The sequence below is a fragment of the Amycolatopsis sp. PS_44_ISF1 genome (genome assembly GCF_032335455.1).
Classification (GTDB): Bacteria; Actinomycetota; Actinomycetes; order Mycobacteriales; family Pseudonocardiaceae; genus Amycolatopsis.
The window spans coordinates 133,090-154,583 of sequence record NZ_JANUXO010000001.1; the positions used below are offsets into that span (position 1 = coordinate 133,090).

The 21,494-nt window shown below is 72.6% G+C and carries 24 protein-coding genes; 10 read left to right on the forward strand and 14 right to left on the reverse strand.

The features are described from left to right. Positions 1-353: 353 nt before the first annotated feature. Entirely contained in the window at positions 354-878 is a 525-nt protein-coding gene (locus tag NYF13_RS00580) for a general stress protein (protein ID WP_315657115.1), read from the reverse strand. Positions 879-1,094: 216 nt separating this feature from the next. Next, a complete protein-coding gene (locus NYF13_RS00585) occupies positions 1,095-2,291 on the reverse strand; it encodes an acyl-CoA dehydrogenase family protein (protein ID WP_315653495.1) in 1,197 nt (398 codons plus the stop codon). A gap of 170 nt (positions 2,292-2,461) precedes the next feature. On the opposite strand from NYF13_RS00585, the gene NYF13_RS00590 reads away from it, so the two are divergent. Both NYF13_RS00590 and NYF13_RS00595 read left to right on the forward strand, forming a co-directional pair. Then, a complete protein-coding gene (locus NYF13_RS00590) occupies positions 2,462-2,815 on the forward strand; it encodes a DUF4190 domain-containing protein (RefSeq protein ID WP_315653497.1) in 354 nt (117 codons plus the stop codon). Positions 2,816-2,861: 46 nt separating this feature from the next. After that, the gene (locus tag NYF13_RS00595; RefSeq protein WP_315653498.1) at positions 2,862-3,611 is read left to right on the forward strand and encodes a DUF4190 domain-containing protein; all 750 of its coding nucleotides are present in this window, start codon (positions 2,862-2,864) and stop codon (positions 3,609-3,611) included. A 1-nt stretch (position 3,612) separates the two neighbouring features. Here the strand turns inward: NYF13_RS00595 and NYF13_RS00600 are convergent, their stop codons facing one another. Continuing rightward, complete coding sequence (locus tag NYF13_RS00600) at positions 3,613-4,476, reverse strand: slipin family protein (RefSeq protein WP_315653499.1); 864 nt, start codon at positions 4,474-4,476, stop codon at positions 3,613-3,615. A gap of 91 nt (positions 4,477-4,567) precedes the next feature. On the opposite strand from NYF13_RS00600, the gene NYF13_RS00605 reads away from it, so the two are divergent. From NYF13_RS00605 to NYF13_RS00620, 4 genes are all read left to right on the forward strand, one after another. Continuing rightward, positions 4,568-5,464, forward strand: a complete 897-nt coding sequence (locus NYF13_RS00605; RefSeq protein WP_315653500.1) for an aminoglycoside phosphotransferase family protein — start codon at positions 4,568-4,570, stop codon at positions 5,462-5,464. Between the two features lie 72 nt (positions 5,465-5,536). After that, complete coding sequence (locus NYF13_RS00610; protein ID WP_315653501.1) at positions 5,537-6,874, forward strand: magnesium transporter MgtE N-terminal domain-containing protein; 1,338 nt, start codon at positions 5,537-5,539, stop codon at positions 6,872-6,874. Then, complete coding sequence (locus tag NYF13_RS00615; protein WP_315653502.1) at positions 6,867-7,388, forward strand: DUF1003 domain-containing protein; 522 nt, start codon at positions 6,867-6,869, stop codon at positions 7,386-7,388. The genes NYF13_RS00610 and NYF13_RS00615 overlap by 8 nt, the downstream gene beginning before the upstream one ends. 10 nt (positions 7,389-7,398) lie before the next feature. Further along, positions 7,399-8,544: a P-loop NTPase gene (locus NYF13_RS00620; protein WP_315653503.1), complete on the forward strand. Its 1,146-nt coding sequence runs from the start codon at positions 7,399-7,401 to the stop codon at positions 8,542-8,544. Between the two features lie 47 nt (positions 8,545-8,591). Here the strand turns inward: NYF13_RS00620 and NYF13_RS00625 are convergent, their stop codons facing one another. From NYF13_RS00625 to sigE, 5 genes are all read right to left on the reverse strand, one after another. Then, positions 8,592-9,059 carry a hypothetical protein gene (locus tag NYF13_RS00625; RefSeq protein ID WP_315653504.1) on the reverse strand — a complete coding sequence of 156 codons (468 nt, stop codon included), beginning with the start codon at positions 9,057-9,059 and terminating at the stop codon, positions 8,592-8,594. A 75-nt stretch (positions 9,060-9,134) separates the two neighbouring features. Beyond that, positions 9,135-9,548: a Sec-independent protein translocase protein TatB gene (tatB, locus tag NYF13_RS00630; protein WP_315653505.1), complete on the reverse strand. Its 414-nt coding sequence runs from the start codon at positions 9,546-9,548 to the stop codon at positions 9,135-9,137. 118 nt (positions 9,549-9,666) lie between these two features. Beyond that, the gene (locus NYF13_RS00635) at positions 9,667-11,190 is read right to left on the reverse strand and encodes a trypsin-like peptidase domain-containing protein (protein ID WP_315653506.1); all 1,524 of its coding nucleotides are present in this window, start codon (positions 11,188-11,190) and stop codon (positions 9,667-9,669) included. A 304-nt stretch (positions 11,191-11,494) separates the two neighbouring features. After that, positions 11,495-12,175 (reverse strand): zf-HC2 domain-containing protein, encoded by a 681-nt coding sequence (locus tag NYF13_RS00640; RefSeq protein WP_315653507.1) that lies wholly within the window; start codon positions 12,173-12,175, stop codon positions 11,495-11,497. After that, the gene (gene sigE / locus NYF13_RS00645) at positions 12,172-12,789 is read right to left on the reverse strand and encodes an RNA polymerase sigma factor SigE (protein WP_315653508.1); all 618 of its coding nucleotides are present in this window, start codon (positions 12,787-12,789) and stop codon (positions 12,172-12,174) included. The genes NYF13_RS00640 and sigE overlap by 4 nt, the downstream gene beginning before the upstream one ends. A gap of 189 nt (positions 12,790-12,978) precedes the next feature. Between sigE and NYF13_RS00650 the strand changes: the two genes are divergently transcribed. Next, positions 12,979-13,632, forward strand: a complete 654-nt coding sequence (locus NYF13_RS00650) for an O-methyltransferase (RefSeq protein ID WP_315653509.1) — start codon at positions 12,979-12,981, stop codon at positions 13,630-13,632. 14 nt (positions 13,633-13,646) lie between these two features. Here the strand turns inward: NYF13_RS00650 and NYF13_RS00655 are convergent, their stop codons facing one another. After that, complete coding sequence (locus NYF13_RS00655) at positions 13,647-14,873, reverse strand: MFS transporter (RefSeq protein ID WP_315653510.1); 1,227 nt, start codon at positions 14,871-14,873, stop codon at positions 13,647-13,649. A gap of 62 nt (positions 14,874-14,935) precedes the next feature. Here NYF13_RS00655 and NYF13_RS00660 point away from each other — a divergent pair, with 62 nt between their 5' ends. Beyond that, positions 14,936-15,844 (forward strand): LysR family transcriptional regulator, encoded by a 909-nt coding sequence (locus NYF13_RS00660; protein ID WP_315653511.1) that lies wholly within the window; start codon positions 14,936-14,938, stop codon positions 15,842-15,844. Between the two features lie 66 nt (positions 15,845-15,910). Here NYF13_RS00660 and NYF13_RS00665 read toward each other — a convergent pair whose 3' ends face one another. Beyond that, positions 15,911-17,338, reverse strand: coding sequence for a leucyl aminopeptidase family protein (locus tag NYF13_RS00665; RefSeq protein WP_315653512.1), 1,428 nt, complete (start codon positions 17,336-17,338; stop codon positions 15,911-15,913). A 90-nt stretch (positions 17,339-17,428) separates the two neighbouring features. Further along, a complete protein-coding gene (locus NYF13_RS00670) occupies positions 17,429-17,596 on the reverse strand; it encodes a DUF3117 domain-containing protein (RefSeq protein ID WP_315653513.1) in 168 nt (55 codons plus the stop codon). A 199-nt stretch (positions 17,597-17,795) separates the two neighbouring features. Here NYF13_RS00670 and NYF13_RS00675 point away from each other — a divergent pair, with 199 nt between their 5' ends. Beyond that, on the forward strand, positions 17,796-18,590 hold the full coding sequence (locus NYF13_RS00675) for an enoyl-CoA hydratase-related protein (RefSeq protein ID WP_315653514.1): 795 nt from the start codon (positions 17,796-17,798) through the stop codon (positions 18,588-18,590). 41 nt (positions 18,591-18,631) lie between these two features. Here the strand turns inward: NYF13_RS00675 and NYF13_RS00680 are convergent, their stop codons facing one another. From NYF13_RS00680 to NYF13_RS00690, 3 genes are read right to left on the reverse strand one after another with little or no spacing between them, the layout of a single operon-like run. Continuing rightward, positions 18,632-19,201, reverse strand: coding sequence for a DNA-3-methyladenine glycosylase I (locus NYF13_RS00680; protein ID WP_315653515.1), 570 nt, complete (start codon positions 19,199-19,201; stop codon positions 18,632-18,634). After that, positions 19,198-19,653, reverse strand: a complete 456-nt coding sequence (locus NYF13_RS00685; protein ID WP_315653517.1) for an SRPBCC family protein — start codon at positions 19,651-19,653, stop codon at positions 19,198-19,200. The genes NYF13_RS00680 and NYF13_RS00685 overlap by 4 nt, the downstream gene beginning before the upstream one ends. Beyond that, positions 19,646-20,008 carry a DivIVA domain-containing protein gene (locus NYF13_RS00690; RefSeq protein WP_315653519.1) on the reverse strand — a complete coding sequence of 121 codons (363 nt, stop codon included), beginning with the start codon at positions 20,006-20,008 and terminating at the stop codon, positions 19,646-19,648. Before NYF13_RS00690 ends, NYF13_RS00685 begins: the two co-directional genes overlap by 8 nt. 703 nt (positions 20,009-20,711) lie before the next feature. Between NYF13_RS00690 and NYF13_RS00695 the strand changes: the two genes are divergently transcribed. Continuing rightward, on the forward strand, positions 20,712-21,386 hold the full coding sequence (locus NYF13_RS00695) for a lysophospholipid acyltransferase family protein (protein ID WP_315653520.1): 675 nt from the start codon (positions 20,712-20,714) through the stop codon (positions 21,384-21,386). The last annotated feature ends 108 nt before the right edge of the window (positions 21,387-21,494 follow it).

Genomic DNA, 21,494 nt, shown 5'->3' on the forward strand with positions numbered 1-21,494 from the left:
CATCACGACGCGATGAGGCCGACCGCGCCAGCACCCCGACGTGCTAGTGATCAGCCGATCGTGCTGCGCAGGTCACGACCGGCCGACTTGGTGTCGGCCAACCTATGCCGGGCGATCACACCCCGCAAGCAGTATCGGTAACGATTCAGCCCTGTGCCGGGTGAAACGCCGGGAACTCCATGGCCATCGGGAATTCCACCGGCGGCACCGCCTCGGACGGGTGACGCGAGTGCGGCGGTAGAAGTACCGCCGGGCGGGAGACCGGGTGCGGCGGCGGATCTTCGGCGCCGACGGGTGCGCGGCGGCAACGATGGCCGGGTTGCGCCGGGGGCTCGGGGTGGGGCCCGCCGGGCTCAGGCGGGGGTGGCGGGTGGCTTGAGCGCCAGCTTCGCCAGCAGCTCGCGGCCCTGCTCGGCCGTGCGCGGCTGGCAGAGCACGTCGTAGCGGCCGGCGACGAGCTGGCTCGCCGAGGAGAAATCACGGCGCCCGCGCGAGAGGCCGTAACCGATGGCGGAGAACAGGAGCCCGGCCAGCACGCCGAGCGCCAGTCCGCTCAGCAGTTGCAGCGGGAAACCCTGGTTCACGAACAGCCCGAGCAGCAGTCCGGCGAAGAGGCCGAACCACGCGCCGGAAACCGCGCCCGCGGCCAGCGCCCGGCCCCAGGACATGCGGCCGATCACGCGTTCCACGAGCATCAGGTCGACCCCGACGATGGTCACGTCGGTGACCGGGAACTCGCCCTCGGCCAGGAAGTCCACCGCCCGCTGGGCCTCGCCGTAGGTGCGGTACGAGCCGATCGGCCAGCCGGTGGGCGGGGTCGGGAGCCGCGGCGGCCGGGCCGGTTGCTCGCGCCCGCCGCCCAAGGGAGTGCTCACCATCGTCTCCAACGCGCTCGTCCGGACCGGAGGGCCCATCTTGTCAAGAACCGGCGAACCGTGCGAACCGCGTGGGCCACCGGCCGCCGGTGAAGGGTGTTCACCGAAGCCCGGCGCGAGCGCGGCGGCCGAAGCGGACCGGTCGGCTTTCCGAGGTGATGCTCACCGGAGTGTCCTCAGTGGACCACCGCCGGCCCCGGCCGGCAGTAGTCCACTGCGTCAGGACTTCGCCTTGTACTCGCGCAGGAGGCCGCGGCTGATGATGGTCTTCTGGATCTCGCTGGTGCCCTCGCCGATCAGCAGGAACGGGGCCTCGCGCATCAGGCGCTCGATCTCGTACTCCTTGGAGTAGCCGTAACCGCCGTGGATGCGGAACGACTCCTGCGTGACCTCGGCGCAGTACTCGCTCGCGATCAGCTTCGCCATCCCGGCCTCGACGTCGTTGCGGGCCCCGGAATCCTTGAGCCGCGCGGCGTTCACCATCATCAGGTGGGCCGCCTCGACCTTGGTGGCCATCTCCGCGAGCTTGAACGCGATCGCCTGGTGCTCGGCGATCGGCTTGCCGAAGGACTTGCGCTGCTGGGCGTAGTCCACGGCCAGCTCGAACGCGCGGATCGCGATCCCGCACGCCCGTGCCGCGACGTTCACGCGGCCGACCTCGACCCCGTCCATCATGAACGAGAAGCCCTGGCCGGGAGCGTCGCCGAGCACCTTGTCCGCGCCGATGCGGAAGCCGTCGAACACGGCCTCGGTGGTGTCGACGCCCTTGTAGCCCATCTTTTCGATCTTGCCCGGGATGGTGAGGCCGGGGGCCACCTCGCCGAAGCCCTCGGGCTTCTCGACCAGGAACGTGGTGAGGTTGCGGTGGGCCTTCTCCGCGCCCTCGTCGGTCTTGACCAGCAGTGCGATCAGGGTGGAGCTGCCGCCGTTGGTCAGCCACATCTTGGCCCCGTCGATGACGTAGCCGTCGCCGTCGCGCCGGGCGCGGGTCTTGATCGCCGCGACGTCCGAGCCGAGGTCCGGCTCCGACATCGAGAAGCTGCCGCGGACCTCACCGGTCGCCATGCGCGGCAGGAAGTGCCGCTTCTGCTCCTCGGTGCCGTGGCGGGAGATCATGTGCGCGACGATGAAGTGCGTGTTGATCACGCCGGACACGCTCATCCAGCCGCGCGCGATCTCCTCGACCACCAGCGCGTAGGTGAGCAGCGACTCGCCGAGCCCGCCGTACTCCTCGGGGATGGTGAGCCCGAACAGGCCCATCTCCTTCATGCCCTCGACGATCTCCGCCGGGTAGGTGTCGGAGTGCTCCAGCTCCTGCGCGTGCGGGATGACCTCCTTGTCCACGAACGAGCGGACCGTCGCGAGGATTTCGGACTGCACGTCGGTCAGGCCGGCGGTCTGGGCGAGGCGGGCCATCACAGATTCCCTTCGGCGGGGCGACGCCGGCTCCCGGCGCTGGGGTTACCGGCGAGTATGACGATAAACCGGCCGCCCGGCTATGAGGGTGCTCACGCCGGGTGGCCGGTTCCGCCCGTTAAGGTGCGGAAACCGGCCGGCCTGGGGCGTTTTCGGCTGGGTGGTTTCGCTTGGGTGATTTCGACGGCGTGGTTTCGAAGATGGAGGGACAGGCGATGAGTGAGGGTTACGAGCCCCCGTCGTTCGAGCACCAGCCGTACCCGCCGCAGGGGCCGCCGCCGGGTGCGGGACTGGCGATCGGCTCGCTGGTGTGCTCGATCGCCGGGCTGATCGTCTGCGCCCCGGCGGCGATCGCGGGGATCATCATGGGCCACGTCGCCCACGCCCGGTCGCGGCGCGGCGCGGCGACCGGGGGCGCGGTGGCCGTCGCCGGCTTCGTGATCGGGTACCTCGGCCTGGTGGTGTGGGGGATCATGATCCCGTTCGTCGTGCACGAGCTGGCCGCGCACGGGGCCTTCGGCTGAGGCGTCCCGCTACGGTGGAGACCCGCACGACCCGAGGGGACCCCCGATGACCAACCCGACCGACCCGGCTGAGCCGTCCCGCCCGGCCGAGGCCCCGTCGCCGCCGAAGCCGGCCGAGGTGTCCGAGACCTGGTCGCAGGACCGGCCGGGCGACCCCACCATGGGCGGCGCGACGAGCTACGCGCCCACCCCGTACGCCCCGCCCGAGCCGGTTCACTTCGACCCCCCGGCCACCGCGGTCCCCTACCCGGACCCCGCCGCGCACCACACCGGCGGGCCCGGCACCAGCGCCCCCGACACCACTGCCTCCGATACCGTAGCGATGCCGGGAGCGTCCGGCCCGGACCCGTTCGCCGCGCCGTCGGCCTATCCGCCGCCCACCCATCCCGGATCGCCCTACCCGGGCGCGACGACCGGTTACCCGGCCGGCGCACCGCAGGACCAGGTGCAGCCCTACCCCCAGCAGCCGTACGGGCAGCCGTACCCGCAGCAGCCGTACCCCCAGCCCTACGGCCGGCCGTACTCGCCGTACGGACAGCCGGGAGCCGCATCGCTGGACACCGGGCTCGCGGTCGGCGCGCTGGTGTGCTCGCTGATCGGGCTGCTGACCTGCCTGGTCGCGGTCCCGGGCGTGATCATGGGCCACATCGCGCTGAGCAAGGCCAATCGCGGCGAGGCCGGTGGCCGTGGCATGGCGCTGGCCGCCGTGGTGATCGGCTACGTGATCATCGCGCTGTACGTCGGCTTCTTCGTGACGTTCATCCTGCTGGGCGTCAACGGGTACCTCGGCCCGTGACCTAGTCGGGCTGGGGCTGGGCGTCGCCGGGCCGGCGGGGTGCCGGGGTGACCCGGCCGTTGGTCTCGGGATCGGCCGCAGCCGGGGGTTCCGGGGGTACCGCCGCGGGGGGCCGGGGGGTGGCCGCGTCGAGGAACCGCAGCAGTTCCACCGGGAACGGCAGCACCAGGGTCGAGTTCTTCTCCGCCGAAACCTGCACCACCGTCTCCAGCAGGCGCAGTTGCAGCGCGGCCGGGGTGTCGGCCATCGTGGCCGCCGCCTGGGCGAGCTTGTGCGAAGCCTGCAGCTCGCCGTCGGCGGAGATCACCCGGGCACGGCGCTCCCGCTCGGCCTCGGCCTGGCGGGACATCGAGCGCTTCATCGTCTCCGGCAGGGCCACGTCCTTGATCTCCACGCGGTCGATGTGGATGCCCCAGTCCAGCGCCGGGCTGTCGATCATCAGCTCCAGGCCCTGGTTGAGCCGCTCGCGGCTGGACAGCAGGTCGTCGAGGTCGCTCTTGCCGATGATCGAGCGCAGCGAGGTCTGCGCGACCTGCCCGACGGCGGCGCGGTAGTCCTGCACGTTCACCGTGGCCAGGACCGGGTCGACCACCTTGAAGTACACCACCGCGTCGACGCGCACGGTGACGTTGTCGCGGGTGATGCCGTCCTGCGCGGGCACCGGCATGGTGACGATCTGCAGGTTGACCTTCTGCAGCCGGTCGGCCACCGGCCACAGCACGGCCAGCCCGGGTCCGCGCACCTTCGGCCGGACCCGGCCGAAGCGGAAGACCAGGCCGCGCTCGTACTGCTTCACCACTCGCAGGGCGGAACCCATCCACACCCCGCCCGCAACGACGACCGCACTCAGGATCTCGACGATCATGGCAGCTCCGTAGGTCCACCCCTGGCCTTCCCACTCTACGCGCGCGGCGCGGTCCGGGAAATGGACTGGACGCCCCTGAAAGGCTGGCCCGGTGACCCCGCTGCGGATCCCGCCCGCCTTCGCCGCCCGCGCGCCGCGCGTGCTCGGGCCCGGGAGCCGGCCCTGGCTCGCCGCCTTGCCCGGCCTCGCCGGGCAGTACGCCCGCGAGTGGGGATTGACCTTCGAAGGCGAAGCGATGCACGGCTTCGTCGGCGTCGCCCAGCCCGCGCGCCGGGACGACGGCACCCCGGTGGTGCTCAAGCTCGGCTGGGTGGAGGAGGAATCGCGCTACGAGCCGCTCGCACTGTCCACATGGGCCGGTCGCGGGGCCGTGCTGCTGCTGGAGTCCGCGCCCGAAGCCGGGGCGCTGCTGCTCGAACGCCTCGACCACACCCGGACGTTGGACGACGAGCCGGTGCTCGAAGCCGTCGGAGTGATGAGCGGGCTGGCCCGGCGCCTCGCCGTGCCCGCGCCGCCCGAGCTGGCGCGGACCCTGCGCGGCGAGGCCGAACGGTGGCTCGAAGAGCTGCCGAAGTCCTGGCACGAGCTGGGCCGTCCGCTCCCCCGCCGAGCCCTCGACGCCGCGCTCGAGGTGTGCCGCGACCTCGGCCCCTCGTCCGGTCACGCGCTGGTGAACGAAGACCTGCACTACGAGAACGTGCTGGCCGGACAGCGCGAGCCGTGGCTGGTGATCGACCCCAAACCGCTCGCCGGGGACCTGGAGTACGGGGTGTTCTCCCTGCTGTGGAACCGGTTCACCGAGTCCACATTGGACGAAAAGACCGCGGCCACCGGACTGGACGCCGGGCGGGTGAAGGCCTGGACGCTGGTCCGCGCGGTGCAGAACCTGCTGTGGTTCGCCGAAGACCTACGCGACACCGGGGACCTCGGCGACGAGCAGCCCGCCGTCGAGGCCCTCCCGTGCCTGGTTTCCTGGGCCATGTCCTGACTGAGAGGACGCGGAGAACGCCCGGTTGGGCAGCGCGGGCGCACCGGCGCGGCAGCCGATAGGGTCTGGTGCATGTCCCCCGTGAACAGGGTTTTCGCCGCTCAGCTGGCCGGTCTGCCGGTGTTCGGACCCGACGGGGAGTCGATCGGGAAGGTCCGCGACGTGGTCGCGGGCCTGCGGCTCGACCAGCAGCCGCCGCGGGTCCTCGGCCTGGTGGTCGAGCTGGCGACGCGGCGGCGGGTGTTCGTGCCCATGCTGCGCGTGACCGCGATCGAGCCGAACGCCGTGACGCTCGCCACCGGCTCGGTCAACATGCGCCACTTCACCCAGCGCCCCAACGAAGTGCTGGTGTGCGGGCAATTGCTCGACGCGCACTCGACGCTGGTCGGCACCGAGACCCGGGTCACCGTCGTCGACGCCGCGCTGGAGCCCACCCGCACCCGGGACTGGGTGCTGGCCAAACTGGCGATCCGCGAACGCACCACCCGCCTCGCGCTGGGCCGCCGCCGCTCGGCGATGCAGGTGGTGCCGTGGAGCGAGGTGGCCGGGCTCGGCCTGACCGACCTGACCGGGCAGCCCCAGGGCGCGGGCCAGCTGCTGATGCTGTTCGACACCATGCGCGCGGTCGACGTCGCCGCGACCGTGAGCGACCTGCCGCTCAAGCGCCGGCACGAGGTGGCCGACGCGATGGACGACGAGCGCCTCGCCGACGTCATCGAAGAGCTGCCCGACGACGACCAGAAGGAACTGCTGGGCTACCTGCCCGAGGAGCGCGCCGCCGACATCCTCGAGGCGATGAACCCCGACGACGCGGCGGACCTGCTGTCCGAGCTGGCCCCGGCCGAGCAGCGGCGGCTGCTGGACCTGATGGAGCCGGAGGAGTCGGCGCCGGTCAAGCGGCTGCTGGCCTACTCCTCCGACACCGCGGGCGGGCTGATGACCCCGGAGCCGGTGGTCCTCGCCCCCGACGCGACGATCGCCGAGGCGCTGGCCCACATCCGCAACGCCGACCTGCCCGCCGCACTGGCCACCATGGTGTTCGTCTGCCGTCCGCCGTCGGCGACGCCGACCGGGCGGTTCGTCGGCGTGGTGCACTTCCAGCGGCTGCTGCGCGAGCCGCCGGCCGAGCTGATCGCGAGCGCCGTCGACACCGACCTCACCGCGCTGCGGCCGAACGCGTCGCTGCCCGAGGTGACGCGGTACTTCGCGGCGTACAACCTGGCCTGCGGCCCCGTGGTCGACGCCGAGGACCACTTGCTGGGCGCCGTCACCGTCGACGACGTGCTCGACCACCTGCTGCCCGACGACTGGCGCGAGACCGGCCTGCGCGACGTCGCCGACGGCGTAGAAGACTCCCGCGCCCCTGAGCCCGACCACTCCGCCGAGACCCAAGGGGCCCACCGTGCCTGAACTCACTTCGGGCCGCCGGCTCGACCAGCCGCGCGGGCAGGCCCGGCTGCGGCTCAACATCGACCCGGACACCTTCGGCCGGTTCACCGAGCGCATCGCGCGGTTCCTCGGCACCGGCAAGTACCTGTTCTGGCAGACGCTGATCGTGATCGTCTGGATCGTGCTCAACCTGGTGGGGATCTCCTTCCACTGGGACCCGTACCCGTTCATCCTGCTCAACCTGGCCTTCTCCACGCAGGCCGCGTACGCCGCGCCGCTGATCCTGCTGGCGCAGAACCGGCAGGACGACCGCGACCGCGTCTCGCTGGACGAGGACCGCAAGCGCTCCGCCCAGACCAAGGCCGACACCGAGTACCTGGCGCGCGAGCTGGCCTCGCTGCGGCTCGCGGTCGGCGAGGTGGCCACCCGCGACTACCTGCGCAGCGAGCTGGAACGGCTGCGCGAAGACCTCGACATCGGGGTGAAGCCGAGGCGAACCAAGGCGTCGGAACATCCTCGCGCTACCAGTACGTAACATGGGCTGGGTGACGAGTACGCAGCAACTCCCCAGCGTCGACGACGTCCGCACCGCGCTGAAGGACGTGTACGACCCCGAAATCAAAAAGCCGATCACCGACCTCGGCATGGTGAAGGACGTGGTGGTCGGCGAAGACGGGGTGGTCACCGTCGGCATCTACCTGACCGTGGCCGGCTGCCCGCTCAAGGCGACGCTGACCCAGGACACCACCGAAGCCGTCAAGAAGCTCCCCGGCGTCGCCGACGTGCGGGTCGAGCTCGACGTGATGAACGACGAGCAGCGCACCGAGCTCCGCAAGTCCCTGCGCGGGGACGCCACCGATCCGGTGATCCCGTTCGCGCAACCGGGTTCGCTGACCCGGGTGTACTGCGTGGCCTCGGGCAAGGGCGGGGTCGGCAAGTCGTCGGTCACGGTGAACCTGGCCGTGGCCATGGCCGAGCGCGGGCTTTCGGTCGGCGTGGTGGACGCGGACATCTACGGCCACTCCATCCCGCGGATGCTCGGCGCGCGCGAGAAGCCGACCAAGGTCGACACGATGATCATGCCGCCGCAGTCCCACGGCGTGAAGGTGATCTCGATCGGCATGTTCACCCCGGGCAACGCACCGGTGGTCTGGCGCGGGCCGATGCTGCACCGCGCGCTCCAGCAGTTCCTGGCCGACGTGTTCTGGGGCGATCTGGACATCCTGCTGCTCGACCTGCCGCCGGGCACCGGCGACATCGCCATCTCGGTGGCGCAGCTGATCCCGAACGCGGAGATCCTGGTCGTCACCACCCCGCAGCAGGCCGCGGCCGAGGTGGCCGAGCGCGCGGGCGCCATCGCGATGCAGACCCGCCAGCGCGTGGCCGGGGTGATCGAGAACATGTCCTGGCTCGAGACGCCCTCGGGTGAGCGGATGGAGGTCTTCGGCTCGGGCGGCGGCCAGTCGGTGGCCGACTCGCTGTCGAAGTCCATCGGCTCGCCGGTGCCGCTGCTCGGCCAGGTCCCGCTCGACCCGCGGCTGCGCGAGCAGGGTGACGAGGGCACGCCGATCGTGCTGGCCGAGCCGGACGCGCCCGCTTCGCTGGTGCTGAAGGAAGCGGCGAAGAAGCTCACCGTCCGGGCCCGCGGCCTGGCCGGGATGATGTTGAACGTCAGCCCCGCCGGGCGCTGACCCCCGGACGCGGCGAGGCCGGTGGGTCTCCTCGCCGCGGTTCCGGGTCAGGAAGCGTGCACGGTGGTCAGCACGACTTTGGCCTGGCGCAGGGAGACCTGGGTGTCGCCGGCCTTCGTCACGGTCCAGTCCACGCCCTCGGCCTCGTCCGGGCCGACGTCGGCGCTGCGGTCCGGCTGGCCCTGCACGTCGATGTCCTGCTTCTGGTCCGAGGTCACGGAGATCTTCACCTTGGCGCCGACCTGCACGTCCACCACGCCGGCGGGCGGGGTGACCTGGCCGTTCCGGTAGGCCACGGTGATCAGCACGTCGACGTCGGGCTTGCCCGTGTCGGCGCCGCGCTTGACGTTCGACCCGCCGCCGGGCGTGGCCGAGGAGCTGGGGGCGGCGGGATTCACGGCCGGGAGGGTGGGCGGCGACGGGTTGGTGCTGGGCCGGTCGTCAGCGGAACAGCCGGCGGCCGCCATCGTCGCGACGGCGATCGTCGCGGCCAGTACTCCCGTGCGGCGTGACATTCCAGGACCTCCTGCTGAGCTGACGGACGGTTGACCCAGAGGCTACCCAGAAAGATCGACGGCGACTCGCAGCGGTCAGGTGGCGTCCGGGTCCACCGGCGGGCGCTCGCCCGGCTTCAGCGGCTCGGGCTGCGGGACGATGCTCTGCGGCTTGACGCTCGCGCCGTTGCTGCCGTTGGAACCGTTGCCGCCGGTGAACGAGCTGAGCCCGAGCGGGTCCGAGTCACCGTCGAACAGGTGCTGGGTGACCACGCGCTTGGGGTCGAAGTTCCGCAGCCCGCGCAGGTCCTCCAGCGGTTTGCGCAACTGGTCGAACTCCGGTCCCATCTCCTGGCGCAGCTGCTCCTTGGCGCCGGTGGCGAACTCGCGGACCTTGCGCACGCTCTTGGCCATCCACGAAGCCGCCTCGGGCAACCGCTCCGGCCCGAGGATGAAAAGACCGGCGACGATGAGCACGAGGATTTCGCCCCAGCCGACACTGTCGAACACCCGTGAACCTCCGCTCGCGCGCTACCGGCTCAGCCTACCCGGGCCGCCCCTGGCTCCGGCAGGGCCGAGGGCGAACGGTTCCCTTACGTCCGCCCGGACCCCGGACGTCGCGGCCGGGTCAGTCCGAGCCGAGGGTCACGTCGACCACCAGCAGCGCACCGTCGCGGGCCAGTTGCACCGGGACCACTTCGCCGATGTCGTGGTTGCGCACGGCCACGGTCAGCTCGGCGGAGTCGCGGACCGGGCGGTCGCCGATCTTCGTGATCACGTCGCCCTCCTTGATCCCGGCCGCCGCGGCCGGGCCGTTCGGGGCGACGTTCTTCACCTGCGCGCCCATGGTGGCCGAGCCGGCGACCGTGGACGAGGCGTTGATGCCGATGTCCGCGTGGTTGACCTTGCCGTCCTTGATCAGCACCTTGGCGATCTTGAGCGCGTAGTCGCTCGGGATGGCGAAGCCGATGCCGATGCTGCCGCCGTCGGAGCTGGAGGAGCGGATGGAGGAGTTGATGCCGACCAGCGCGCCGGTGGAGTCGACCAGCGCACCGCCGGAGTTGCCGTGGTTGATCGCCGCGTCGGTCTGGATCGCCTCGTAGGTCACCGGGGGCGCGCCGTTGTCGCCGCCCGCGGTGATGGGCCGGTTCAGCGCGCTGACGATGCCGGAGGTCACGGTGTTCTGCAGGGCCAGCGGCGAGCCGACGGCGATCACCGCGTCCCCCACCTGCAGCCCGGCGGACCTGCCGATCTGCAGCACCACCGGGTTGGTCACGTTCACCTTCACCACGGCGAGGTCGCTCTTCTGGTCCGAGCCGACGACCTTGGCCTCGGTGCGCGTGCCGTCGTTGAAGATGGCGGTGACCTTGGTGGACGGATCGGAGACCGCGGCGTTGACCACGTGCTCGTTGGTCAGGACGTAGCCCTGCGGGTCGATCACCACCCCGGAGCCCTGCTCGCCGGAGTCCGCGCCGGGCTTGAACACCTCGAGCGAGACCACGGCGGGCGAGACCCGCTTGGCGATGTCGGCGACCGAGCCCGGCGGACGCTCCTTGGCCGCGTCGGTCTCGGAGATGGTGGCGCTGCCGGTGAGCTCGGACCCGGTGTCGGCCACCCACCAGCCGACCAGGCCGCCGACCGCGCCGACGAGCAGCGCGACCACCCCGAGCAGCACCAGCGCCTTGGTCTGGACCCGGCGGCCGAACAGCACCTCGGGCAGGCTCAGCAACGCCCCGGCCGGGCGCTGACCGGGCTTCGGCTCGTCCTCCGCCGGCACCGCCGGACCGGCCAGCACGGCGCCCGCGGCCGGATCGCGCCACGGGTCCGCGCCGTCCGTCCACAGGGGAGCCTCCGCGGCGTTCGCGTCCCCGGTGGCCTCGCGCGGCCGCTCCAGCAGCACGCCTTCGGCCCCCGGCGGGCGCCGGAACGCCTCCGCCAGCGATTCGGGCGCGGGCGGCGCGAGGCTCAGGTCCCGGCGGCCGTTGGCGGCCGGGGTGTAGAGCTGGTCGAACGCCCCGTCGACCCCGTGCGGCCGGCCGAACACCGCCGTCTGGGCCGGGTCCACCGCGGGCCGGTCCAACGGGCGCGGGCCCAGCCGGTCGTCGCCGGCGGAGCCCGGCTGGGCAGGGTTCGCGTCAGGCTGCTCGGTCATTTTTCCCCGGGGCTGAGATGAGGTGGCTGGGCGTCGACGATACCCAAGGCTCGACGCCCGAGTGTGTCCGAACGACGGTGAAATGGCTGTTGTCTACCCAGGGAAAGGGACATAACGGACCGATACTCTTGGCCTGCGTCCGAGCGCACCCCGGGGTTGACCGAAACCCTCAGCAGCACCGCATCCTCAGCCACTGCATCCTCAGCCGCACTGCATCCTCGGCCACTGCATCCGCATCCTCGAACGCACGGAACCCCTCAGCGCGGCCACGACCCACACCGCCCGCCGACGGCGACTGGCCACTTCAGCGGGCCGGGACCGCCGCGATCGCGCTGGTGTCGCTGACCGGGATGACCGTGGGCGGCTGGAGGGGGGCCGGTGCGACCGGCCGGACCGGCTTCGGCACCGCCAGCTGGGCCGGCAACAGGTTGGCGTTCGGCTGGGGCAGGGTGGCCGGGTCGGTCGCGCCCTCACCGCTGTCGGCCGAGGTCCCCACCAGCGCCAGCGCGCTCAGCACCAGGCCCGAGACGACCACGCCGGCTCCCTGGGCCGCCTTCTTCCGGCTGGAGCGGCCACTGCCGAGCACGTTCGGCGACTGGCCCAGCGGGGCGGTCGAGCCCAGCGGCGTGCCGCCGAACACCCCGCGCTCCCGCAGCCCGGCCACGCGGTCGGGGCGCTGGATGGCGACCAGCTGGCCCTCGGCCGTCACCGCCAGGTTGTCCGGCGCGCTGGGCAGGTCGGTGTGCTCCGGGATGGAGCGGAGGCTGGCCAGGAAGCCGGCCGACATGGACGGGGCGCCGGCCCGCTTGACCGCCGCGACGGCCTGGCGCTGGGCCGTCACCTCGGCCGCGCAGCCCGGGCAGCGGGCGATGTGCGCCGCGGCCCGCTCGCGCGGGCCCAGGGACAGCTCGCCGTCGACGAACGCGACGACCACGTCCGGCAGCAGGTGCGACTCGGGCAGGCCCCAACCTCGCGGTGCGGTCATACCGACACCTTCGCAGACTCGTCCCGCTGCGCGCGACGGCGCTCGAGCGAAACGCGCAACGCCTGGCGACCGCGGTGGATGCGGCTGCGGACGGTGCCCAGCTTGACCCCGAGCGTCGCGCCGATCTCCTCGTAGGACAGGCCCTCCACATCGCACAGCACCACGGCGGCGCGGAACTCCGGGGGCAGCTCGTCCAGCGCCTCCTGCAGGTCCGGGTCGAGGTGGGTGTCGGTGTAGACCTGCTCCGGGCTCGGGTCGTCGCCGACGATCCGGTCGGTGTCGTCCGGCAGCCCCTCCATGCGCACCCGCGACCGGCGGCGCGCCAGGTCGAGGAACAGGTTCGTGGTGATCCGGTGCAGCCAGCCCTCGAAGGTGCCGGGCTTGTAGGACGCCAGCGACCGGAAGACGCGGATGAACGTCTCCTGGGTCAGGTCCTCGGCGTCGTGGGCGTTACCGGTGAGGCGGTAGGCCAGCCGGTAGACCCGGTCGGCGTGCTCGCGCACGATCTCGTCCCACGAGGGTGGGGTCCAGGCCGCCTCGCCGCCGCCGTCGACGGCGACCGGCTCGGCCTCGGGCATATCGGCGTTCTGCATCAGGGGAGCAGGCACCTCCATCTGCGTGTCTCCTCTTCTGCTCGACCAACGCGCTCCGGGGGCACGGAGTTCCCGTGCCTCGATCCTGAGTGTCTCGGCTGTTCTTATGGTTCTAGTGAGACAGGACTGAGAACAGCCTGAGAAGTTATTTCGACGGGCTCACCAGGGAGCCTGCACGGATTCGCCGAGCGGCAACGCTAACCTTCGCGCGTGAGTTCCGGGACGCGTGCGGCCTCGGCAGCCGATCCGGTCGGTGCCGAGTACGTCGACGGATACCTGCCCGACGACGCCGTATTGGCCGCGGCCCGGGCGCGCGCGGCCGATCTCGGCTGCGTCCCGCTGGCCCCGGGAGCGGGGGCGACCTTGCGCTTCCTGGCCGCGACGCTGGGGGCGCGGGCGGTCGTGGAGGTCGGCACGGGCACCGGCGTCAGCGGTCTGCACCTGCTGCGCGGCATGGCTTCCGACGGCATCCTGACCTCGATCGACCTGGAGCCGGAGTACCAGCGGGCCGCGCGCAAGGCGTTCCTGGAGGCGGGGTACCCACCGGGCCGGACGCGGCTGATCGTCGGGCGCGCGCTGGACGTGCTGCCGCGGCTCACCACCGGGGGGTACGACCTGGTGTTCATCGACGCGGCCCGGATGGAGTTCCCCAGCTACTACGAGAAGGGCGTGGCCCTGCTGCGCCGCGGCGGGGTCATCGCGTTCCACAACGTGCTGGTCGGCGGACGCGTCGCCGATCCGTCCCGCCGCGACCCGGAGACCCTGGCGCTGCGCGAAGTCGCCCGGTCCATGCGTGAGGACGAGGGCCTGGTCCCCGCGCTGCTGCCGGTGGGCGGCGGACTGCTGGTCGCCGCGACCTGCTGATCCGCGCCGGCCCCTCACGAGCTCTTCACCGCGAGTCCGTGCCGCCGGGCGGGCGTGCGGGCGGTGGTGCCCACCCACACCGCGCCGACCGCCAGCACCAGCCAGGCCACGACCGCGCCGATCAGCCAGGACCAGCCGGCGTGGCCGTAGACCGCGCTGCCGATCGAGCCGCCGATGCTGCTGCCCAGGTAGTACATCAGCGTGTACGTGCCGCCGACCTGGCCGCGTGCGTTGGCCGGGGACTCGGCCGCGGCCCAGCCGTTCGCGATCGCGTGGGCGGCGAAGAACGCGCAGGTCAGCACCACGAAGCCGAGCACCACCACGACCAGCGAGCCCGAGATCGTCAGCGCGGCGCCCACCGCCATCAGGAGCAGCGTGGCGCTCACGGCGCGGCGGCGGCCGATCCGGGCGGCGAAGCGGCCCGCCATCGCCGAGGAGATCGAGCCCAGCGCGTAGGCCAGGAAGACCAGCGAGGCGATGGCCGGTGACAGGTTCAGCGGCGCGCCGGTCAGCCGGAACCCGGCCGCGTTGTAGAGCGCGACGAACGAGCCCATCGCGAGCAGCGCCACGGCGTACTGGGCGAGCAGCACCGGTTTCCGGACGGCGGCGAGCAGCCCGGCGCCGACGTCGCGCAGGGTCTGCCGTCCGGCGTCCGGCTGCGGGACCGAAGGCGGCAGCGCGACGGCGGTGATCACCGCGCACACCAGGGAGAGCCCGGCCACCACCGACAGCGCCCCGCGCCAGCCGAGCGGGCCCGCGGTGAAGCCGGTCGCGAGCCGCCCGGTCATGCCACCGATGGAGTTGCCGGCGATCATCGCGCCCACGGCCGCGGCCACGCCGGTCCGGCCGAGCCGCTCCACGAGGTAGGCCGTGGCGACCCCGGGGAAGCCCGCGATCGCGATGCCCTGCACCGCGCGCAGCGCCAGCATCAGCGGGTACGAGGGCATCAGCGGCAGCAGCAGTCCGAGCACCGCGGACACCAGCACCGAGGTGAGGATGACCGGACGCCGGCCGACCACTTCGGACAGGGCGGCGATCGGCAGCACGGAGAGGGCCAGCGCACCGGTGGCGACGCTGACCGCGAGCGAGGCCCCGGCGGGGTCGAGGTGGTACTGCGCGGCGAGCTGCGGCAGCACCGGCTGAGGTGCGTAGAGCAGGGCGAACGAGGTGAATCCGGCGGCGGCGACGGCGACCTTGACCCGTCGGGCGGGAGCAGAACGGGCGGGAGCGGAAGTGGTCACGAACCGAAAGTAAGCAGCGCTAATCAATACGTCCAATACGGCCATCGGCGATAATCGATACCATGTCGCATGAGACGCTGACCGCGCAGCTCGCACCCCATCTCCTGCTGCTCGCAACCTTGCGCAAGACGAGGAACGTCACACAGGCCGCGGAGCTGCTCGGCGTCCCGCAGCCGACGATCAGCCGCCGGCTCGCGGCGCTGGGCGAGACGCTGGGCGCCCCGCTGACCGTCCCCGACGGCCGCGGCATCCGGCTGACCCGCGCCGCCGAGTTGCTGGCGGAGGCCGCGGAACGCGCGCTGGCCCCGGTCGACGCCGGCGCCCGGCTGGCCCGCGAGGAGATCGAGCCGGGCAGTGGCCGGGTGGTGCTGGGCTTCCTGCACCTGCTCGGCCGCTCGCTGGTCCCGACGCTGCTGCGCGGCTACCGGGCCCAGGCGCCGTCCGCGCGGTTCACCCTGGTGCAGGGCTCGCGGCAGGAGATGCTCGACCGGCTGTCCCGGGGCGAGCTGGACCTGGCCCTGCTCGCCCCGGTGCCGCAGGACCCGGCGCTGGCCACCGCCGTGCTGGACGAGCAGCCGATCCTGCTGTCCGTGCCGGCGGGCCACCGGCTGGCCGGGCGCGCGGGCGTCCGGGTGGCGGAGCTGGCCGAGGAGGAGTTCGTGATGCTGGAACCGGGTTACGGACTGCGCCGGATCACCGACGACCTGTGCGCGGAAGCCGGGTTCAGCCCGAAGATCGCCTTCGAGGGCCAGGAGTCGGACACCGTGCGGGGGCTGGTCGCCGCGGGGCTGGGGGTGGCGCTGCTGCCGCACTTCGAACCGGGCGCGCCCGCGGGGGTGGCGGAGGTCCCGCTCGTACCGCGGGTCGGCCGGACGATCGGACTGGCCTGGCGCGCGGGCGAGCCGGTGTCCCCGGCGGTGCGGGCGTTCCGGGACCACGTGCTCGGCGGAAGTGCCCGCGAGCACCCGTGACGGGTGCCCCCTGGACCGCCTCGACGCGGGCCAGGGGGCCTGGACGGGCTCCGGGCGTCCCCGGGCTCAGGAGCCGTAGGAAGCCGCGAACTCCACCAGCGTGCGGCTCGCGAAGCCGGAGGCGCCCGGGACCACGTCGTCGTAGGTCTTGTCCGCCCGGGCCGGGCCCGCGATGTCCAGGTGGACCCAGGGCCGGTTCGCCGTGAACTCGCGCAGGAACAACGCCGCCATGATGGCGCCGGGACCACCCGGGGCCTGGCGGACGTCGCCGAGTTCGCCCTGGATCGCGGTGGCGTAGTCCTCCACCAGCGGCATGCGCCACCACGCCTCGCCGACGCGGGCGCCGGCCGCGACCAGCCGGGCCGCCAGCTCGTCGTCGGTGGCGAAGAGGCCACCGGTGCGCAGGCCGAGCGAGACCTTCATCGCGCCGGTCAGGGTGGCCGTGTCGACCACCACGTCCGGCCGGTACCGGTCGATGCCGTACGCCAGCGCGTCGGCCATCACCATGCGGCCCTCGGCGTCGGTGTTGCCCACCTCGGTGGTGCGGCCCCCGTAGTGGCGCACGACGTCGCCGGGGCGGTAGGCCGAACCGGAGACGTGGTTCTCCGCCGCCGGCACCAGCGCGGTCACCCGCACCGGCAGCTTCAGCTCGGCGATCGCGCGCACCGCGGCGATCACGGCCGCGCCGCCCGCCATGTCGGTGCGCATCAGGTGCATGCCCTCGGCCGGCTTGATCGACAGGCCGCCGGTGTCGAAGGTGATGCCCTTGCCCACCATCAGCACGTGTGAGGCCGCACCGCGCGGCTTGTACTCCAGTTCGATCAGCCGCGGCGGAGAGGCCGAGCCGCCGCCGACGGCCAGCACGCCGCCGAAGCCGTTGTCCGCGAGCCACTTCTCGTCCCGCACGGTCACGGTCACGCCCTCGACCGCACCGACCACCTTCGCCGCGGTACCGGCCAGCCACGCCGGGTTCTTGACGTTCGACGGGGTGTTGGCGAGATCGCGGGTCAGCGCGGCGGCCGCGGCCAGCGCCCGCACGCGCGCCACCTGCCCCTCGTACGCCGCCACCAGGTCCTCGCGCGCCGCGATCAGCCGGACCGAGACCAGCGCGGGCTTCGGGTCCTCGGTGCTCACCTTGAACCGGTAGCCGCCGAGCAGCAGGCCCATGGCCAGTTCGCCGGCCTGCTCGGCCGTGACGTGCTCGGGCAGCAGCACCTGGGCCGACCGGCCGTCCACGGCCCGGGCCAGTGCCGCACCGGCCGTCCGGTAGTCGCGTGGCCCGCCCTCGCCGAGCCCGGCCACCCACCGGGGCGAGGTTCCGCCGGGGATCTCGTGCACGTCGCCGCTCTTCCCGCCGGCGCCGGGCTCCACATGCGACTCCCCGCCCGGGTCCGGGGCGAGGGCGAGGTGCGCGAGCGGGGCCCCGCGCCGATGGGTGAGGGAGACCTCGATCTCGGGCAGCTTCGTCGGGACGGGCGGTAGTGAGTTACGCACAGTGGGCAACCTTTGGGCGTAGACGAACCGCGACCCCGGCCTCCAGGGGGAGACCGGGGTGCGGAGATGAACGGAGTCGGAGAGCCGGGATCAGCCGGTGACCTCCTGCAGGGCCGCGCCGAGGTCCTTCGCTTCATCCGCGGAGAGCTCGACGACGAGCCGGCCACCACCTTCCAGTGGCACCCGCATCACAAGGCCCCGCCCCTCCTTAGTCACCTCGAGGGGACCATCTCCGGTCCGGGGCTTCATGGCCGCCATAGCGTGCTCCCTCCGTCTCAACCGGCGCGCCCGGGTCGCGCACTCCCAAACCAGCCGGGTCTCGTCCCCCATTGTCCCTCATCAGCGGCCGGGCGCGAACGCGGACCGATCATTTGCCGTCGCATCGGTGCTGGTATGCCGCCCGCCGGGGGTGAAACACTGCGGTCCGCAGACCGTGTTTCCGCCCAGAGGAGCTTCAGTGACCACATCCGACGTCCTGCTGACCGCCGATGCCGACGGCGTGCGCACCCTGACCCTGAACCGGCCGAAGGCGTACAACTCGCTGACCGTCGAGCTCAAGGAGCGGCTGCTGGCCGAGCTGCGCGCGGCCGCCGGGGACGCGGGCGTGCGCGCGGTGGTCCTCACCGGCGCGGGCCGGGCGTTCTGCGCCGGGCAGGACCTCAAGGAGCACGTCGGGCTGCTCCAGGCCGGCGACCCCGCCCCGCTGAACACCGTGAGCGACCACTACAACCCGATCGTCCACGCGATCATGGACCTGCCCAAGCCGGTGATCGCGGCCGTGAACGGCACCGCGGCGGGCGCGGGCGCGGCCTTCGCCTACGCCAGCGACCTGCGGATCGCGGCGAGCTCGTCGAGCTTCCTGATGGCCTTCGCCAACGTCGGCCTCGGCCCGGACTCCGGCGCGTCCTGGACGCTGCAACGGCTGATCGGCCTCGGCCGCGCCGCGGAGCTGATGCTGATGGCGCGCACGGTCGACTCGGCCGAGGCGCTGCGGATCGGGCTGGTCGGCGAGGTCGTGCCGGACGAGGAGCTGGCCGCGCGCGCCCAGTCCGTGGCCGCGAAGCTGGCCGCTGGGCCGACCGTCGCATACGCGAAGATCAAGCACGTGCTGTCGGTCGCGTCCCAGTCCTCTCTGGACGATGCGCTCGCCGCCGAGGACGCCGCGCAGACCGCGCTGGGCGCCACCGCCGACCACGCCGAAGCGGTCGAGGCCTTCGTCGGCAAGCGCCGCCCGGACTTCCAGGGCAAGTAGGGCTCACGAGTGGCTACGCCGGTGCTGACCGACGTAGCCGCTCACGAGCGCTTCGCCCGGAAGCAGCCGGCCACGTGGTCGTCGACCATGCCGGTGGCCTGCATCAGCGCGTAACAGGTGGTCGGGCCGAGGAAGGCGAAGCCGCGCTTCTTCAGGTCCTTCGCCATGGCCTTGGACTCGGCGGTGATCGCCGGCACGTCGGCCATCGTCTCCGGCCGCCGGTGCTCGGCCGGGGCGAAGGACCACAGCAGTTCGTCCAGCGGCGTGTCCAGGGTGGCGATGGCGCGCGCGTTGGTGATGGCGGCCAGGATCTTGGCCCGGTTCCGCACGATCGAGGCGTCCTGCATCAGCCGCTCGACCTCCGCTTCACCGAAGCGCGCGACCTTCGCCGGCCGGAACCCCTCGAACGCCCGGCGGAAGTTCTCGCGCTTGCGCAGGATGGTGATCCAGGACAGCCCCGACTGGAACGATTCGAGGCAGAGCCGCTCGTACAGCGCCGCCTCCCCGTGCAGCGGGCAGCCCCACTCCCGGTCGTGGTAGGCCGCGTAGTCCGGGGTCGAGTTGCCCCAGGAGCACCGGGCGACACCGTCTTCGCCGAGCAGTACGGTCATCGTCCCTCCACCGAATAGCCTTCCGCGAACCGCGCGAACTGCCGCAGCGAATGCCGCACGCCCAGGGCGAACGCCGGGCGCAGCATCGGCCAGGCCAGCCGCCCGGCCACGCCGAACGGCAGCTCCAGGTGCTCGACCCAGACGAACGTGCAGCGCGTGCCGCCTTTGGCCACCACCTGGAACACGCCCGTGCCCCGCACCACCCGGCCGAGGTGGCGCACCGTGCACCGCAGCGGCGGCTCCCAGGTGGTGATCTCCATGGTGTCGGTGAACCCGAGCCCGGCGACGCCGGTGAACGCGGCGAGCCGGGAGCCCACGCTGCGGCCGTTGCCCTCGACCACCCGCACCGAGGTGCCGAGCATCCACTCACCCTGCCGCGCCCAGTCGGTCAGGGCCAGCCAGGTCGTGCCCGCCGGCGCCGCGACGTCGACGGACAGCACCAGGTCACTCACCCGTGACCCACGGCTGCGCGCCCGCCTCGGAGGATTGGTGGGCGCCGGGTTCGCCGGCGCCGTGGGGCTCGCGGGCCTCCAGCTCCGCGACCCGCGCGCGCAGCCCGTCCAGCTCCGCGCCCAGCCGCCGCATCACCCAGTCCACTTCGGACATCTTGTACCCGCGCAGCACGAGCTGGTAGTGCACCTGCCGCACGTCCTCGCCGGTGATGTCCTCGGCGGGCAGGCGGGTGGGCGAGCTGCCCGGCGGCAGCGGGGCCAGCTCCTCGCCCCGGCCGAACACCACCGCGGCCAGCAGGAACACCACGGCGGCCACCAGCAGCATGACTACGAGGTAGATCAGCGCGGTCGTCACGTCACGATCGTGGCACACCGGCCCCGGGAACGTCGCGCGAGCACGACCAGCCCCGCCGAAAGGCGGACCCAGGCCGCCACCCGGTCACGCCGGGGAGCAGGCACGACGCGCCCGTTCACGGCGAGCCGCCCGAGGGCCCGGGAACAAAGCCCGGCCGCCGTGACCACCCGCGGATCCGGGCCGCCTGGGTGACGCCGAGCCGGTTCGGTGCCGACCGCCTGGTCCCGTCACCGAAGGTGACCAACCGGGCGAAATCCCCGACCGGCGGCAGCGAGGCCACGGGCGGCCCGGCGAGGATCCCCTGACCGCGGGGTAGCCCACTTCGCCCGAAACCGTTACCCGCCAAACGGCTACTCGCGTGGCGATCGGAGACATCCGGGGAGGTTCCGGCCCCGGGCCCGGCTGGAGTCCGATGTGGACGCGGGACCGGACGTCCCGCTCCGCCCGCCGGACGAACCGCGTCGGGGGCCCGGCGAGCGGGCAGCGAGTCTCCGCACCGGCCGACCGCTGCTCGTCGAGCGCCGACCGCCCGACCGGCACCGACCGGCACCGACCGGCGTCGACCGGCATCGACCGGCACCGCCCGGTCACGCCCGGCCGCGAGGATGACAGCCCGGCTCCGGCCCGGTGCGACGCTCGGACCAGGTCCGGGGGTGATCGTGCCATGCTGGGGTGACCGAACGGCCCCCTGGAGGGAGACCCCTTGCTGTCCCTGCTCGTCCGCTTCGTGCTCGGCCCGCTGGTCCGCGTGCTCTACCGCCCGCAGGTCCAGGGCGTGGGGAACATCCCGTCCGGCGGTCCGGTGCTGCTGGCCTCGAACCACCGGGCGGCGCTCGACACCGGCGTGATCACCTTCACCACCCCGCGCCGGGTCCGGTTCCTGGGCAAGGCGGAGTACTTCACCGGCAAGGGCCTCAAAGGACGGTTCGTCGCCAAGTCCCTCGACGCGCTGGGGTACATCCCGGTCGAGCGCGGCAACGCGCAGGCCGGGCTGGCCGCGCTGGAGGCGGGCCGCAAGGTGCTGGAGGCGGGCGGCGTCTTCGCCATCTACCCCGAGGGCACCCGCTCCCTGGACGGCCGCCTGCACCGCGGCCACACCGGTGTGGCCGCGCTGGCCCTCTCCACCGGGGCCAAGGTCGTGCCGGTCGCGCTGTTCGGCACCGAGGGCATCCAGCCGGGCGGCGCGAAGATCCCCCGGCCGGCGAAGATCAAGGTCGTCTTCGGCGAGCCGCTGGACTTCTCCCGCTACGAGGGCCAGGACTCCTCCTCGGCCATCCGCCGTTCGGTCACCGACGAGATCATGTACACGATCCTGGAGCTGTCCGGCCAGGAGTACGTGGACCGATACCACAAACGTCCCGGTGAAGGCGCCGCCTGAAATGGTGAACGGGAACCACTTCCCCGTGGGCCGGAAAGCGGGAACAACGCGGGCGTGACCGCCGGTTCACCCGGGTTCGGCCAAATGGTGCAGTCCGGTTAGGACAGA